The organism is Eubacterium sp. OM08-24 (genome assembly GCF_003438075.1).
In the GTDB taxonomy this organism is placed as follows: Bacteria; Bacillota; Clostridia; order Oscillospirales; family Acutalibacteraceae; genus Ruminococcoides.
The window spans coordinates 1-16,193 of sequence record NZ_QSTA01000003.1 but is presented as its reverse complement, the minus strand read 5'-3'; the positions used below and the strand labels follow the sequence as shown (position 1 = coordinate 16,193).

At 39.9% G+C, this 16,193-nt stretch carries 16 protein-coding genes, 1 tRNA gene and 1 pseudogene; 12 read left to right on the top strand and 6 right to left on the bottom strand.

Annotated features, from left to right (window positions below; genetic code table 11):
• The first annotated feature begins 43 nt into the window (after positions 1-43).
• The 7 genes from DXC23_RS06715 to DXC23_RS06685 all read left to right on the top strand — a co-directional run bounded on the left by DXC23_RS06715 (position 44) and on the right by DXC23_RS06685 (position 4,540).
• Complete coding sequence (locus tag DXC23_RS06715) at positions 44-433, top strand: GntR family transcriptional regulator (protein ID WP_117705383.1); 390 nt, start codon at positions 44-46, stop codon at positions 431-433.
• A gap of 33 nt (positions 434-466) precedes the next feature.
• The gene (locus tag DXC23_RS06710; RefSeq protein WP_117705382.1) at positions 467-1,192 is read left to right on the top strand and encodes a biosynthetic peptidoglycan transglycosylase; all 726 of its coding nucleotides are present in this window, start codon (positions 467-469) and stop codon (positions 1,190-1,192) included.
• 448 nt (positions 1,193-1,640) lie between these two features.
• Positions 1,641-2,117 carry a sigma-70 family RNA polymerase sigma factor gene (locus tag DXC23_RS06705; protein WP_117705381.1) on the top strand — a complete coding sequence of 159 codons (477 nt, stop codon included), beginning with the start codon at positions 1,641-1,643 and terminating at the stop codon, positions 2,115-2,117.
• 146 nt (positions 2,118-2,263) lie between these two features.
• The gene (locus DXC23_RS12655) at positions 2,264-2,689 is read left to right on the top strand and encodes a hypothetical protein (RefSeq protein ID WP_242997438.1); all 426 of its coding nucleotides are present in this window, start codon (positions 2,264-2,266) and stop codon (positions 2,687-2,689) included.
• A gap of 12 nt (positions 2,690-2,701) precedes the next feature.
• Positions 2,702-3,067, top strand: coding sequence for a type II toxin-antitoxin system PemK/MazF family toxin (locus DXC23_RS06695; RefSeq protein WP_117705380.1), 366 nt, complete (start codon positions 2,702-2,704; stop codon positions 3,065-3,067).
• Positions 3,064-3,282, top strand: coding sequence for a helix-turn-helix domain-containing protein (locus DXC23_RS06690; protein WP_087375964.1), 219 nt, complete (start codon positions 3,064-3,066; stop codon positions 3,280-3,282). Before DXC23_RS06695 ends, DXC23_RS06690 begins: the two co-directional genes overlap by 4 nt.
• Before the next feature lie 91 nt (positions 3,283-3,373).
• Positions 3,374-4,540, top strand: coding sequence for a site-specific integrase (locus DXC23_RS06685; protein WP_117705379.1), 1,167 nt, complete (start codon positions 3,374-3,376; stop codon positions 4,538-4,540).
• A 146-nt stretch (positions 4,541-4,686) separates the two neighbouring features.
• Here DXC23_RS06685 and DXC23_RS06680 read toward each other — a convergent pair.
• The 3 genes from DXC23_RS06680 to DXC23_RS06670 form a co-directional block, all read right to left on the bottom strand.
• Positions 4,687-4,774 (bottom strand) — tRNA-Ser (locus DXC23_RS06680).
• A 111-nt stretch (positions 4,775-4,885) separates the two neighbouring features.
• Positions 4,886-5,515, bottom strand: a complete 630-nt coding sequence (locus DXC23_RS06675; protein WP_117705378.1) for a hypothetical protein — start codon at positions 5,513-5,515, stop codon at positions 4,886-4,888.
• A 281-nt stretch (positions 5,516-5,796) separates the two neighbouring features.
• Positions 5,797-6,819, bottom strand: a complete 1,023-nt coding sequence (locus tag DXC23_RS06670) for an acyltransferase family protein (protein ID WP_117705377.1) — start codon at positions 6,817-6,819, stop codon at positions 5,797-5,799.
• 214 nt (positions 6,820-7,033) lie between these two features.
• Between DXC23_RS06670 and ade the strand changes: the two genes are divergently transcribed.
• Positions 7,034-8,773, top strand: a complete 1,740-nt coding sequence (gene ade, locus DXC23_RS06665) for an adenine deaminase (RefSeq protein WP_117705376.1) — start codon at positions 7,034-7,036, stop codon at positions 8,771-8,773.
• 75 nt (positions 8,774-8,848) lie between these two features.
• Here ade and DXC23_RS06660 read toward each other — a convergent pair whose 3' ends face one another.
• Positions 8,849-9,736, bottom strand: a complete 888-nt coding sequence (locus tag DXC23_RS06660) for a LysR family transcriptional regulator (RefSeq protein ID WP_117705375.1) — start codon at positions 9,734-9,736, stop codon at positions 8,849-8,851.
• A gap of 125 nt (positions 9,737-9,861) precedes the next feature.
• Between DXC23_RS06660 and DXC23_RS06655 the strand changes: the two genes are divergently transcribed.
• Positions 9,862-11,196: a sodium-dependent transporter gene (locus DXC23_RS06655; protein ID WP_117705374.1), complete on the top strand. Its 1,335-nt coding sequence runs from the start codon at positions 9,862-9,864 to the stop codon at positions 11,194-11,196.
• A 265-nt stretch (positions 11,197-11,461) separates the two neighbouring features.
• On the opposite strand, the gene DXC23_RS06650 is transcribed toward DXC23_RS06655, so the two are convergent.
• Together DXC23_RS06650 and DXC23_RS06645 are read right to left on the bottom strand one after the other, a co-directional pair.
• Positions 11,462-12,178, bottom strand: coding sequence for a hypothetical protein (locus DXC23_RS06650; RefSeq protein WP_117705373.1), 717 nt, complete (start codon positions 12,176-12,178; stop codon positions 11,462-11,464).
• Positions 12,178-13,554, bottom strand: a complete 1,377-nt coding sequence (locus DXC23_RS06645) for a Mur ligase family protein (protein WP_117705372.1) — start codon at positions 13,552-13,554, stop codon at positions 12,178-12,180. The genes DXC23_RS06650 and DXC23_RS06645 overlap by 1 nt, the downstream gene beginning before the upstream one ends.
• A gap of 263 nt (positions 13,555-13,817) precedes the next feature.
• Between DXC23_RS06645 and DXC23_RS06640 the strand changes: the two genes are divergently transcribed.
• The 3 genes and pseudogenes from DXC23_RS06640 to DXC23_RS12440 form a co-directional block, all read left to right on the top strand.
• On the top strand, positions 13,818-15,521 hold the full coding sequence (locus DXC23_RS06640) for a DNA mismatch repair protein (protein WP_117705371.1): 1,704 nt from the start codon (positions 13,818-13,820) through the stop codon (positions 15,519-15,521).
• A 36-nt stretch (positions 15,522-15,557) separates the two neighbouring features.
• Entirely contained in the window at positions 15,558-15,845 is a 288-nt protein-coding gene (locus tag DXC23_RS06635) for a hypothetical protein (RefSeq protein WP_117705370.1), read from the top strand.
• Positions 15,846-15,926: 81 nt separating this feature from the next.
• Positions 15,927-16,103, top strand: a pseudogene (locus tag DXC23_RS12440) (hypothetical protein); the annotation flags it as partial.
• Between the last annotated feature and the right edge of the window lie 90 nt (positions 16,104-16,193).

Below are 16,193 nucleotides of genomic sequence, written 5' to 3'. Positions count from 1 at the left end.
GTTACAGACCGTATCATTTATTGGTGTGAAAAAGGAGAAAGAGATGAATTTTAGTGAATGGGCATTCCACGATGTGGAGCCAATCTATTTGCAACTTATTCAAAAAATCGAGTACGCAATTTTAAGCAAACAACTTTCTGCTGGAGAAAAACTACCTTCTGTTCGTGAAATGGCAAAATTGTTACATATTAGTCCCAACACCGTAATGAAGGCATATACACATCTAAAGCATTTGGAACTGGTTGTTTCGCCAACAAATAGACATTATTCAGTAATTGCAAATGAACAGTATATCTTTCAAAAGAGAGAAGAAAAAGCGAAGGAGCTAAGCTGCTTATATTTAAGCAATATGATAAGGCTCGGATTTTCCAAAAAGGAAGCAACTGATTTTTTGATTGAATATTCAAATACATTGAAAGAGCTGAATAAATGAAATCATCAAAAATAGTGCGAAAGGAGCTGTCAAATGAAAAAGAAGCCAAGAAGTCTTATAAGAAAATTTGTACTTTATTTGTTTGCAGTCCTGTTTTTCATTACCACTATCATTTTCCTTGTATTTGGAGTAAAAGGATACTTTATGTATCAAGAAGCTGTAAAAGCATATCCCATTTCTCAAATGGTATCATCAATCCAAAATAGAGAGAACTTTGTCGAATACGATGAGTTGCCGACAATTTATATAGACGCTGTAATTTCGGCTGAAGATAAAAGATTTGAAACCCATTGCGGTGTGGACTTAATTGCAATTAGTCGTGCGGTTGTAAACGATATTAAGGCAATGTCTTTTGTGGAAGGCGGAAGCACAATTACTCAGCAAATTGCTAAAAATCAATACTTTACACAAGAAAAAAAGCTCGAAAGGAAATTTGCAGAAATATTTACGGCTATTGAGTTAGAACAGTATTGTTCAAAACAAGAAATATTTGAGTTGTATGTAAACACAATTTATTTTGGTAATGGATATTACGGGATTTATGATGCTGCAAAAGGTTATTATGGAAAACTCCCTTCTGAATTAAGTGATTATGAAGCCATAATGTTAGCTGGCTTGCCTAACGCCCCATCTGCCTATTCGCTGAATACAAATCCTGACTTAGCATATAGCCGTATGAAAATTGTTCTATCACGAATGGTTGAATGTGGCGTTATTACGCAAGAGCAAGCTAATGACATTTTAGCAAACGGCAATTAAAGATACTTTTAAATAATCAATATGGCAAGCCCACCAAATAAAAAAAACGGTGCTTTGGTGGGCTGCTCTGTCACGCCCGAATAAAATATCACAGCCCTCTAAACCCGTTTTGAGTTTGGAGGGATTTTTTATGCGCTGGTCTGCCCTGAGCGCCTTGCTGCTTATCAGAAGCAGCAGTTACCTACATAGCATCACGAATAAGTGAGGATAACCTGTTAAAAAAATCCTAAGTTATTCGTGGTACTATTACGCCCCTAAAGTAGAAGCCATATATCTACATAATAGAGTTTATATTGCTTATAACCGCAAAGGTATGACACCCTTTGCGGTTTTTTGTTTGTCGTTATTTGTCGGAATAAAGGACAAGCCTATATCTGGCGTAGGTTGCCGTTCGCCGCCCCTATCAGTCTGGATTTTTCAAATTTCAGATTGATAGGAGGAATAGACAATGGGTGAAAAGCATCCAAATCGTAAAAAAGACAAGTACAATCCATACACCTTGATTATATCAGACGGGCGTTATTACCTTTCTTTTAAGGACAGTCGAGGTGAATTGCAGACCATTGAGATTGACGAGATACTGTACGGTTTGTTTAACCGCTTTGAGCTTGAGGATATATCATATCTCAACAAGCTAAGCAGGCATATTGAACATTCGGAGCTGACAGAAGCGTCATTAAATGACCGTGTATTCTGTAAGCCAGAAAGCATTGAGGAAAAAGTATCAAGGAATATAGAATACGAACTGTTACATAAGGCAATCGCAAAACTACCCGAAATACAACGGCGTAGGCTGTTACTGTACTTTTTCGGTGAGATGACCTATGAGCAGATTGCAGCCTTAGAGGGCTGTACGAAAAGAGCAGTCAAGTTTAGTGTTGATATTGCTATTGAAAAGCTGAAAAAAGATTTTGGGATTTTTTAAGATTAACACTACACCAATCCTTTTTTAGTGAGCAAACAGGTGAAGGGGTATCAAAACCCTTTCACCTGTTTTCCTTTGTGTGGCGAAAACAGGATTGTTCCTTGTCAATCGAATAATCATTCGCCAAATACCTTCTCTTTGTGATTGTGATAAGCATAAGCGTGTCGAGAGGTACGCCACGACCTGCCGCAAGGCGGAGAGCGATAACTACCTACTCAAAATATCGGGCAGCTCCCGATTTCGCCGTAACCCACAAAGAGGATAATGATACTCCCGTCCAGTCACAGTCCGAGCGTGATAAAACCGTCGCAGGCAATGAGGGCGGCTCTGGCAGACCGTCAGTTGGGGTGAAACTCCCGTGGTGTCAGTTCGCTGCTGACCGTTTGGCGACTTCCCAGCGTGAAACGCATTGGCATCTTGGGGTGTCGAGGACAAATAGAGATGCTTCTATCATAAAGCCAAATACAAGGCGGTCTATGGAACAGAGAATTGTTTATGCTCTCCCGACCTTAAAAACTTCCTTGTGTTTGGCTGATTACATAGGCAGAGCTTACCTGCTTATATCCAGATAGGAGGTCAAACTAATGGATAAAACAATTAAGCGTGGTGACATATACTACGCAGACTTAAACCCTGTTGTCGGCTCGGAGCAAGGTGGGACACGACCTGTACTTGTTATCTCCAATGATATAGGAAACAAGCACAGTCCTACGGTCATTATTGCCGCCATAACAAGTCGTGTACGCAAAAAGAAGAAATTACCTACACACTTGTATTTGGGGCAAATTGAGGGGCTTCCTGCAAATTCAATCATTCTCTTTGAGCAGTTACGCACGATTGATAAAAGCCGCTTGAAAGAACATCTCACACACCTTGATGAGCAGTATTTGAAATCGCTTGAATTTCCTCTCCTCATCAGTATCGGAGTTGAAAAAAGGAGGAGCTTATGAACTTTGGAGATATATATGCGTTAGTCTTAAAAGAATACCCAGACATTTTAACCGTTGATGAAATGAGCAAGGCTCTTGGTGTCAGCACAAAAACAGGTTATCAATTACTTCGTGAAAACAAAATAGAACACTTGAAGGTGGGCAGAGCGTACAAAGTACCGAAAGCCCATCTTCTTTCTTATTTGAGGTTAGGTCTGCGAAATGCGGAAAATTAAAGAATTTGCACATTCGACTTCTTTGGCTTAAGTTGCTACAATGTATATGGTCAACAGCAGAAGTCGGTGCTACGCAAAGGAGGTTATATTTATGGTAGCAGGACATCTGCAAGAGAAAAAAGGCTATTTTTATATGGTTTTGAGCTATCCCGATGCTGCGGGAAAAAGAAAAACGAAATGGTTGCCGACAGGATTGCCTGTCAAGGGCAATAAAAAGAAAGCGGAAAAGATGTTGATGGAAACAAGGCAGACCTTTGTTCCTGAGTGCAAACCCATAAAGGACGATATGCTGTTTTCGGATTTTCTGCTTCAATGGTTGGAAATCGCAAAGCCGACTATCGCACTTACCACATACGCATCATACTCAGGTATGGCAAAGAGCGTTATCATTCCGTATTTCAAGGAAAGAGAAATCACGCTTTCCGAACTGAAGGCAACAGACATTCAGGCTTTCTATATGAAGCAGTTGAAACGAGTAAAAGCTAATTCGGTTATTCACTATCACGCTGTTATTCACAGGGCTTTGAAATATGCCGTAAAGATTGACCTTATTTCTGTCAATCCTGCGGATAAAGTGGAACGCCCTAAAGCTGATAAGTTCATCGGCAGCTTCTATGACAGCAACGAGGTACAGGCACTATTTGAAGCCGCCAAAGGAACGCTGATTGAAATACCGATTTTTCTCGGTGCGTTTTATGGACTAAGGCGAAGTGAAGCCCTCGGCTTAAAATGGGACGCTATTGATTTTCAAAACAATACGATTACCATTAGACACACCGTTACTTCCTGCAATCTTGATGGCAAGCATATCCAGATAGCACAGGATACGACCAAAACCAAGTCGAGTATGAGAACGCTGCCCCTTGTTCCTGCGTTCAAAGAGAAGTTGCTAAAGCTCAAGGAACAGCAGGAAGAATACAAACGAGTATGCGGACGATGCTACAACAAAAAGTATTTGGAATATATCTGTGTAGATGAGATGGGGACATTGATTTCTCCGCACTATCTCACATCATCATTTCCAAAGCTACTTGAAAAGAACAATTTGCGCCACATTCGTTTCCACGACCTGCGCCATAGTTGTGCTTCGCTGCTTCTTGCGAACGGTGTTCCTATGAAACAGATACAGGAATGGCTCGGACACAGCGATTTTTCAACTACGGCAAATGTATATGCCCATTTGGATTACAATTCCAAGCTGTCATCGGCTGACGCAATGGTAAACGGTCTGAGTGGCGCATTAGAGGCTATTTCATAACTTCTGCGGCGTATCGCTTCACTAAGGATACGCCAACTACATATCCTAAGTTCAAATCACGGAGAGAACTTACGGAAAAATCTTTCCAGAGTGGAGAAAAAGAAAAAGCCTGCAAACGGTAAAAACCGCTTGCAGACTGAACATTCTGGCGGAGAGAGTGGGATTCGAACCCACGGTTCCGTTAGGAACACGACTTTTCGAGAGTCGCACCTTCGACCACTCGGACATCTCTCCGTGTATTTATCTTCACATCAGCCCTCAAAAACATCTCGGAAAAAGGAGAGAACTGATGGAGAGAACTAAGGGATATTTACTTTTCAATGATAGCCGAAAAACCCCGTAAAATCAAGGTTTTTCAGAGGTGAGCTTCCAAAAAGGGCATTCGTTTTCGAGAGAAAGCAAAGCACCCACAAATTCTTCTTTTGTAAAGCCATGGAAAATCAATTCCTCATTATCAAAAATAAAGTTTATAGCCTGTTCAATAACCTCATCGTTACCAAACCTGAACACAACCGGAAGCCAAGCCATTTGCTCATCCTCATCATAAGGAATAGCCCTGATATAATCAGAAAAAGTTTTTTCATCAAAGTGCTCTGCAATAATATCTGCCTGCTCTACTCGTTTGAAAGATGTAAAATCTTCAGCGAATTCAGCAGAATATTCTGTATAATCAGAACACCAGTTAAGCTGACTTGTATATGCGTTGAAAACTACACAAAGGGTAAAGTCATCTACCACATTGCCGGTTTCTTTCCATGTTACTGTTGCACATGGCTCACTAAAATCTCGAATAAAGTATAAGCTGTCATGGGTATTAATACCTTTGTATTTAAACGAAACAATTTTATCATTTGCATTTTCATTGTAAGGGAAAAGGTTTGTTTCCAGCTCTTTATAAAGTTCTGCTTCAAATTTTGATAACAACGCAGGAATTTCGCACTTTGACACACATAAAATTTTAAACATATCTGGCATAAAAATCACCTTGAAAAAATTATTCAACGCACCGCTTTGCCGGCATAGCAGCTTTGTTGTGCTATAAGAATACAATAAAACTTTTAATTGCACAATGTATTTTCAGCAACAATTTTTTCAATGGTAAAAGTTTAGCTAAATGGTAAAATTGACTATACTATGGAAGAGTTGCGTTTGTGTAATGGGCAGAGGGCTTTGTGCAATACACAGAAAATTTGGCGATTTAATTGTATAAAATTACTCCCGGCACTGCTGATTAATGCGGTGTCGGGAGCTGCTTTTTATATATGAAGATGTTTGAGTACCGGAAAAAATTTCTTTAGCTTGCACCAAAGAAGTATAAAACCCGAGCAGGCGAGAATGTCAACTATTGTCATAATCCACCAGCAGTAGCTTATGTTTTGCAATACAGGAATACTGCTCCAAATGTGGTTAGAATAGCTGTTTACTGCATAATTGAGCGCCATAATAATTATGGTGTTCTTACCTAAAAAAGATAAAAATTTAAAATTATTCACATATTTGTAGCAGATAAAGAGTATTGCAGAGGAAACCGTAATTGACCCTAAAAATGTAAGGAAAGTGTTGTTTAAAGTGTTGTTGCAGAGGTCAACTCTCGGGTTAGTTATTATGCAAAATGCGCCGAGGGCAACCATAGAAACAACAAACGAAATGCCGTGATTGATTTTTTCAAGCGTGTTGTTTTCTTTTATTTTTAAGCCTATGAACATAAATACCGTACCGATAAGCGCAATGTTAATGTGCCAAGGCAGTTGAATTTTTACCGTAAGATATAAAATGTAGTCTAATATTACGGATAATAAACAGATTGCGGTTTGTATTCCTGCACTTTTAATTTTATTGAGGAAATAAAAGCAAATACAGCAGATGAACATACAGGGCAAAAACCATAGCGGTGTGCAGTTCGGCATTTTGTCAATAGAACCCCACGAGTAAAATATCCATTGCAGATGATTAATTGTAGAGTTAAACAACTCTTGCCCGCTAAGTCCCCTTATCTGTTCAAGCGGAATGTTTATAAGCAGATTGAAAAACGCAAGAATAAAATACGGCACAATGTACGATTTGAATTTTGTAACTATAAGATTTTTAAAACCGAGCTTGCTCCACTTTTCTTTGTTATACAGAAATCCCGACAATATAAAAAAGAACGGCATATGAAATCCGAAAATTGCTTTAACAAGCGGGACAGGTGCGTTTGCGTGACCGATAAGCATTAAAATAATCACAAATCCTCTTGCTACATCTATGTAAGACAGTCGCTCGGATTTATCTTTTTCCATCAATAATCCCCACACATTTTTTTATTTTGACATTTGCATAACTACTATTATAACCCAGATTTTGAAATTTTCAAGGATATGAGATTATTTTGCTTTTTTAAATATAATTCTTGAAATAAATACTTAAATAATAGTTCAAATAGCTTTTATTATAAAATAAATATGATATAATTATCTGTAAATAATTATTATAAATTTAAAAGGTGGTGCTTTTATGAAAGAAACTTATGAGGAAAAAATAAACAGAAGATTAAAGGTTAAGCAAAGAATTATTGAGGTTGCCGCAGGCAGGGAAAAGGCTGACCTTGTAATTAAAAACGCAACATATCTTAATGTATTTTCAAATGAGTTTTTGCAGGGTGATATTGCCGTTGCAAACGGTCTTATAGCAGGCATAGGCGAATACGAGGGAGAAAAAGAAATTGATGTGAACGGAAAAATTGTACTTCCGGGATTTATTGATGCGCATATTCACCTTGAAAGTGCAATGGTAACTCCGAGTGAATTTGCAAAGGCTGTTATTTCTCATGGCACTACAACGGTTATTACCGACCCACACGAAATAGCAAATGTTATGGGACTTAACGGCATTGATTATATGATAGAGAGCACTCAAAATCTGCCTGTTGATGTTTATTTTATGTTGCCGTCTTGCGTGCCTGCCACCGCCTTTGACGAAAGCGGTGCAGGGCTTGGCTACAAAGATATTGATTCGTATTTTGAGCATAAAAAAGTTCTCGGACTTGCCGAGATGATGAACTATGTGGGAGTGATAAACGGTGACGGCGATGTGGTATCTAAAATAATTGCATCGCAGGCGCACCACAAGAAAATTGACGGACATGCTCCCGAGCTTTCGGGAAACGACCTAAACGCTTACATTGCGGCAGGTGTGTATTCCGATCACGAATGTTCCACTTTTGAAAACGCACTCGAAAAGCTGAGAAAAGGTCAGTTTATTATGATAAGAGAGGGTACGGCGGCGCATAACCTCAGCGCACTTATGCCGCTGTTGACAAAGCAGTATAGCGACCGATGTATGTTTGCAACAGATGACAAGCACCCAAGCGATTTGCTTAACGGCGGACATATTGATTACATAGTAAAGCAGGCGCTGAAAAACGGCGCAGACCCAATAGTTACCCTCAAAGCGGCAACGCATAATGCGGCAAGATATTTTTTGCTCAATAACAAGGGTGCAATAGCTCCCGGCTACCTTGCCGATATTGTAGTGGCAGATAATTTTGCTGATTTTAATGTTGAAATGGTATTCAAAAGGGGAAAGCTGATATTTGACGGCGAGGTAAAGGAATTTGACGCTCCGTCTGTTGATGAAACACTTGTTGAAAAATGCCACAATACCTTTAACCTTGACGAGGTTACGCCGAATAGCTTTAAAGTTGACGGAAAGCTCGGACTTATCGGGCTTGTAGGCGGTGAATTGCTCACACGCAACCTTGGCTTTGCGGATAAAACAGATGTAGAAAATGATATTTTAAAGATTGCCTGCGTTGAGCGCCATAAGAACACGAACCATATAGGCGTAGGATATGTAAAAGGATACTCGCTGAAATCGGGTGCAGTCGCAACCTCTGTTGCACACGATTCGCATAATATTATAACCATAGGGTGCAGTGATACCGACATAGCCGTTGCGGTTAATGCCATTAGAAAAGCAAAGGGCGGAATAGCCGTTGTTGAAAACGGAGAGGTCAAGGCTTTGCTCGAACTCCCCGTTGCAGGTCTTATGTCGGAAGAAAAGTTGGAAACAGTAAACGAAAAACTCGAAAAAGCAAAAGCCGAGGCATACCGCCTTGGTGCAGATAAAAGCATTGACCCGTTTATGACCTTGTCATTTCTGAGCCTGCCCGTCATCCCGTCATTGAGAATAACCACAAAAGGCGTGTTTGATGTGGAAAAGTGCGAGCTTTTAAAGGATGAGATGAGTGTTTAAAGCGCAAAGTTTAGCATTTGTTTTACTTTATCGTCTGACTGAAACTAAGTTAAAATCCAATTTAAAATTTACTGATTATCTCCCAATAACCTCTCTGTAAAAATCTATAAAGGCATTCAGAGCGGGGGAGCGCCATTTGTTTTTGTGTATCAGTAATTGAGTCCACACTGAAACGCTGAAATTCATAATCGGCAGGTGCTTTATTTCGCCCGAACGGTAGTAATCCTCAGTTATGAAATCGGGCAGGAATGACACCATACGGCTGTCTTTTATAAGTGAACATATTTGCAGTGGATTGCCGATTTCGAGTATTGGGTGAATTTCCAACGATTGCAATGCAAGCTCGTTGTTAAGCAGTTTTCGGTAGCTCATATTGCTTTCTGTCAATACAAAGTCTTCCTCGCAAAGTCTGCTGAGTGTGATTTTTTTCTGCTGAAAAAGAGGGTGCTCCGCTGCTGCAAAAAAATGCACAGCCTCCTCGTGCTCGGCACATATGATAAATTCAGAATCGTAAATATGGCTGTCGAGCGTGAATATAAGGTCAACCTCGTTTTTCCTCAGCATATCAAACATTTTTTCTGTTCCGCTCTCAAATACCACAAGGTGGATATTCGGAAAAAGTCTGCGGAATTTCAAAAAATCATCTTTGAAATAGCGGCTGCATACAGAGCTTGACATAGCAAGGCGGATATTTCCCTCAACAGTTTCGGGTGTACGCAAATCCTCAAGCATTTTTTCGCGCGATTCAAGAATGTTTCGTGCGTGCTGTAACACTATAATTCCGTCTGCCGTTAGGCTGATTCTATGATAAAATCGGTCAAAAAGTACAGTGTTCAGCTCGCTTTCAAGCTGTTTTATTTGTGAAGATACTGTCGATTGCGTGTAGCCGAGCTTTTCGGCGGCGGCAGAAAATCCCGAATATTCGCAAACCGCAACAAAGGTTTTCAGTACATTTGTATCCATAGCTTTTTATTCCTTTACAAACGATATTTTCGTTATTATAACATATTATTATCAATTTTACAAATGATACAATATTTGATATAATAATATTTGCATTATGTTTAGTTTTAAAGGGGATTTTATTAATGAAGCGTGAGCAGCTTGGCAGTCGCCTTGGATTTATTATGCTTTCTGCCGGATGCGCTATCGGATGCGGAAATGTTTGGAAATTTCCGTGGATGTGCGGTCAAAATGGCGGCGGAAGTTTTATGCTTGTTTACATAATATGTCTTATTGTGCTTGGTATTCCGTCTTTGATTATGGAATTTGCAATGGGCAGGGCGGCGCAGACAAGTCCGATACATATGTATAAAAAATTAGAAAAACCGGGACAAAAGTGGGGCGGCTTTGGTTGGGTGTGCCTTGTGGGCAATCTTGCGCTGATGGCGTTTTACACAGTTGTGTGCGGATGGATTATCTACTATTTTGTCAATTTTCTTATAGGGAATAATGCCGACCTCGGCTTTAGTTCTATGATTTCTCAGCCGTCTGTAAATGTTATTTTTCTGCTGGTTACGGTAGTTATTGCTTTTGTAATTCTCTCGTTCAATATTCAGAGCGGACTTGAAAAAGTAACAAAATATATGATGTGCGCATTGCTTGTGCTGATGGTAGTTTTGGCGGTAAACAGTCTGTTGCTGAAAGGCGCAGGAGAGGGAATGTCGTTTTACCTCAAACCCGATTTTTCAAAGATTGACGGCTCGGTTATAGTGGCGGCAATGAATCAGGCATTCTTTACATTGTCAACAGGTATGGGCGGAATGGCTATTTTCGGAAGTTACATAGGCAAAGACCATTCCCTTATGGGCGAGGCTGTTAATATAATTTCTTTGGATACTCTTGTTGCCATTCTTGCAGGTGTAATAATTTTTCCTGCTTGCTTTACTTATGGTGTTGAAGTAAATTCAGGCCCGAGCCTTTTATTTGACACTATGGCAACTGTGTTTAATAATATGGCAGGCGGCCGCATATGGGGAACTCTCTTTTTCCTGTTTATGGTTTTTGCGGCTTTGTCAACCGTTCTCGGTGTGTGTGAAAATATTCTTGCAATGATTAGAGATTTAACGGGTTGGTCACGCCGCAAAGGAAGTTTGATTTGCGGAATTGCAGTGTTTATTCTCGCACTCACAACCGCACTCGGATTCAGTGTACTTCATTTTCAACCATTCTCTGACGGCACAACATGGCTCGATTTTTGGGACTTTGTGGTTTCAACAAATGTTCTGCCTCTCGGTTCGCTTGTTCTTGCTCTTTTCTGTTGCAATAAATTCGGCTGGGGCTGGGATAACTTTATCAAAGAGGCTAACGAGGGCAAAGGACTTAAGATTAAGTCGTGGATGAAACCCATTTTTAAATATGTTGTACCTCTGTTTATAGGATTTATTTATGTTTACGGCTTGATTACATTTAATTGGAAATGATTGTTTATATAACTTAAAAAGTAGGTCAACATTAAAATGTGTTGACCTACTTTTTGTGGTGTCGGTATTAAATTACAGTTATCACACAAAGTTTAGCTTAGTAAATTGCGTCAATGACAAGGTGTATCAAGGTCTATGTATAAACTTTTATATAGCAAATAAAAAAACTGTATATAAAAAGTTATGTAAATTACATTGATGCACATTGCACATCATAAAATTTATGCACTGAAAAAGACAGCATATAAATTGACGGTAATATAAATCAAAGAATAAATTTAGTCTTTGGATTTTCAAACTCTGCTTTGCGAATTTCAAAGGCTTTTTTTACATCATCTTCAAAGGCGAGAGTAGGCTTATCCGCACCCATCAGCTTTAAAAGCCTTTTTGTAAAATCGGGGTTGTTTACAAGTATCGGCCCGAGCTGAGCGGTAGCGACTAAGTTGTTTACCATAATGCCCTCTTTGTCGGAGTCTTTGTTAATGCCAATGCCCTTAATGCACTTGACAAAGCAGCAATCCGAGTTGTCTCCAAACCAATATGTAAACTGACTTCTGAAACCGAGAATTTCTGTTCCGTCTGCCATTGTGCCATGATTAAGACCGTTAAATCGTGTGTACTGCGCTCTTTTTGCGGTAAATGGCAAAATGCCGAGTGCAGGGATTTTTCTGCCGTCATAGTCCTCAATTTCATTGAAAAGCACTTCACCCGAATTGCCTGTAAAAAGCATTGGAGTGCCGTCCTCAATAAGCTGATTTATTCTGTCACGATAGGGTAAAAGCGCCTTTATTATAAGCTCCTGATTCTTTTCGTTTGACGGTGCGAGGTAAATTAAATCTGGCTCTTCGTCTGTGAATAACGGTTTGTCGCCAAAAGCAGTTGAAACGAACTCAGCGTTCGGCAGACATTTTTTAAGATATTTTATATTGCCCATATCGCCGAAAAGATTGCATATTTCGGGGAATAGAATTTCTATTTTCATTACTTTGCACTCCTTTCAGCCATTCTGTTGCCGATTGTGTTCTTAGAAATTGTAGCGTACAAGGTTGTGTAAACATCATAAAGAAAGAAGATTGTGTCTGCCTTGTCAAGGTCCACCGCCATTGCTGCATCAGATTCCTTTTCAACACAAGTGATTTTTTCCTCGGGAACACCTGCAAGAAGCAATCTTACCTTATAATCCATACGGCGAACTCCGCTGCAAATAACCTGCTCAATTGAGTTGTCATTCAAAAATTCAAAGTCTGTGTCATATATCCAAGCTGTGTTTTCGCTTGTTTCCTCTGCGTCACCGAGGTCATCGAGCATAAGTACAACAGACTTTTTGCCGCTGTGATTTTTAATAGAAGAAAATACTCTTGAGCAGGCAACAGGATTCTGTCCCTTTGCCACACTCATAATAACCTGCTTGTCGCCGATTTTTTCCTCGTCATAACGGCTCTTTACAATTTCGAGCTTTTCAACCGATTTTCTGAGCTGCTCTGCGCTAAGTCCGAACTCCGAAAGAACGGCGATTGCGCCTGCAAGGTTGTAGGTGTCTGTAACAGAAGTGCCCACCATTTTAAAGTCGGCGGTTTTGCCCTTGAGCGACATTGTAATTCTGCCTGTACCTTCGTTTACCTTTGTAACATCATAGTCAGCCTTTGGCGAGCGGAAACTGCATTTTGTGCAGTGAGCCGAGCCAATGTGGTGGTAGCGGCGGAAGTCATATTCAAGTCGGCTGCCACATTTAGGACAAAGCGGTGTGTCTATTATAATGGTATCCTCATTAAGAACCTCGTCACTCTGCTTTTCAATGCCAAAATAAACTCTGTCATTGCTTTTTGCCAGTCTTGCACTTACAAGGTCATCAGCGTTCAAAACAAGCTTTGTCTGCTTTGGAATATGCTTGTCGAGAATGTCAAATATAAATTCAGAGTGTGCATTTCGCTTATAGGAATCTCTGAAAAGGTTTGTGCAGAGTAGGTATGTAGGGTGCACATACGGATAAATAAGTCTTGAGCTGCGTTCGTCAAGCTCAAGTACGGCAAGGTCTTTTACTGTTTTGCCTCTTAAATTAACGGCAGAAATCAATGTAGTTGCCACACCGCCGAGAATATTACTTCCTGCACGATTATTTACAGGTGAATATCCGTTGTCGGCAAGAATATCATTAATCATATTTGCTGTTGTGGTTTTGCCGTTAGTTCCTGTTATGCCGATAATTGTTTTCGGCTTATCCATTCTGCCCAAAAAATCGGGACAAATTTTCATAGCAAGCACACCGGGCATATGAGTGCCGTTGCGGTGCATTACCGAGAGTGCAACAGTAGCAAGTTTTGCAGCGTAAAGAGCCGCAAAAAATCGAATACCCTTCATTTATAAAGCTCCTTTAATTCTGATTATAAGTTTTATTATATCAAATCAAACATAATAGTGCAAGGTTGCGAGCTGATAAAACAAACAAATAAACCACAATAATTTTATTATATTTTTGAAGATACAATTATCCTGCAATCTGCCACAAAAAATCTTTGACATTTGCAAAAAATAATGTTATTTTATATATAGTAATAGTTTAACAATATATTAAAATTTAAGCTACCAAGATATAGATATTTTTTATAAAAGGTGGTTACTATATGGCTGAAATCAGTTTGCTAAATCCGCAAAATTCTAAAGCGGTGTTTAAGAGCCTGACAAAAGAAAGTATAAATGACCTTTCGCTCGACTTTATTTGCAAGGCACTTACAAAAAGTGAATACGAACAAAATGTTATAATGAAAATTATGACAGAGATTACAGATGACGCAGATACTGTTAGGTACAGGGGTGATATTTTTGATGATTTTTTAAGATTTCCAAAGCTGAGGGAGTCCCTTGCCGAGCTGCTTGAGGAGCTTAATGATTTGCGAGATATTTCAAGATTTCAAAAGGATACCGAGGCGTCATCTTTGTGGAAGTTAATCAATCGCTTGCGTGAGATTGACGGCTATGTAAATTGCATTACAAAAATCAAGGAGTGCCTTGAAAGTCTTGATATTAAATCTGAGGGTTTGCTCACGCTAAAAAAAGAGGTAACGGATATTTACGCAAACAGCGGCTTTCCGCAGCTTAAAAAGGATATTACCGAAACCTTTGCCAAGGTGCAGAGGGTAAAGAGCATTACTATCGGTGTAAATCTTGATGATTTGCTAAGACCAAAGAGCGCAGGTATTCTTTCGCTGAATGACAAGGCTTTTGCCTCGTCGGGACTTATGCAGCATTTTTTGAAATTTACAAATAACGACGATGAAATTCATTTCGGTACGGATATATCCGATATTAAAAAGTTCCACCCGTCAAGTCCAAAATTCAAAGAAAACGATATTGGAATCGGCACGCTTGATGCAGTTCCCACAAACGGAAATCCTCATGTGACCGCAAGCGGACTTACGGGTGCAGATCCGCTTTCCGACAGTCTTAAAAAAGCGGTAACGGATATTATGAGAAAGACAGTGCGTGATATTCAGAGTGTGCTTACAAAGTATGTGAATATCAGCGGATACACACTCTCGGCGCTTATGCCTGAAATTGTTTTCTACATTAGGTGGGCAGAGCTTGTTGATAAGATAAGGGCAAAGGGACTTGATATGTGCAAGCCTGAAATTTTGCCGTCTGAAAGCCGAGAGATTTTTGCAAAGGGCGTTTATAACCTCAAGTTAGGCATTAAGCGTGTAAACGGCGAAGAATTTAATATTGTGGCAAATGATATTGATTTTGACGATAAGTCGGGCAGAATTTATATTCTTACAGGTCCGAACAGAGGCGGTAAAACCACATTTACTCAGGCAGTTGGACTTGCGGTGCTGCTTGCTCAAAATGGCATTTACGCACCTTGCGGTGAATTTAAACTCAGTCCATGTGATAATATTTTTACACACTTTCCGGCAGACGAAAACGATACCGTTGACCTTGGCAGACTTGGCGAGGAGAGTAAAAGACTTGCAGAGATTTTTGATGTTGCAACCGAAAACAGTATGCTTTTGCTTAACGAAAGCCTTGCTACCACAAATGTTTCTGAGGGTTTGTTTATCGCAAAAGATGTTGTGCGTGCAATGCGCTACCTCGGTGTGCGCTCTGTGTTCAATACGCATATGCACGACCTTGCCAAAAACCTTGATGAAATGAATACCGAAACCGAGGGAAAAAGCATTGTGCAGAGCCTTGTTACGGGAGTTGACCATGGCGAGCGCTCGTTTAGAGTTTATATTTCGCCGCCGCAGGGCAGCAGCTATGCAAGAGATATTGCAAAGAAATACGGTGTTACATTTGAACAGATAAAAACCAATATAGACAAAGCGTAAGAGGGGAATATTTACGAAAAGAAAATTATCAGCATTGTGCTTGCAGCTGTACTTTCGGTATTTACAGCAGTTGCGGCTGTTGTGCCTGCCGCAGCGGTTGAGGGCACTGTAAGCCGGCATTATGACGGAGAAATAGAAGGACAGGGACAATCAATAGAATACAAGTTCGGAATCGGCATATCGGGTGATTTTGAATTTACAGTCGGCGTTGCGCTTGAAAAATACGGAATACAGTTTTATGACGCAACAGGGCATAAGTATGTGGACGAAAGCTGTCATACAGGAAAGTTTGCCGATAAATTCTATATTTCAGCCGGCACATAATATGTTGCCTATGTTAGCGCCGACAACGCAACGGGCAGTTATGAGCTTGACACAACAAAAGCTGTATTCGGTGATTTTAACAATGATAATAAAATAGATGTAAACGATGTTACGATTTTGCAGATGTTTATTTCAGGCGGACATAAATTTTCGGATTTAAAGGTGCTTTCGGCTGATTTGGACGGCGACGGACTTGTTATGGTAACAGATGTTACCCACTTGCAGATGGCTATTACCGCCGGCGCAGAAAGTATGTAATTTATAGTTAAAACAACACGCACCCTTTACTTTGTGGTGACCCCCAAAAGTTAGACTTGAAAGCGTAGTGGCTTTTAGCTGCTACGCTTT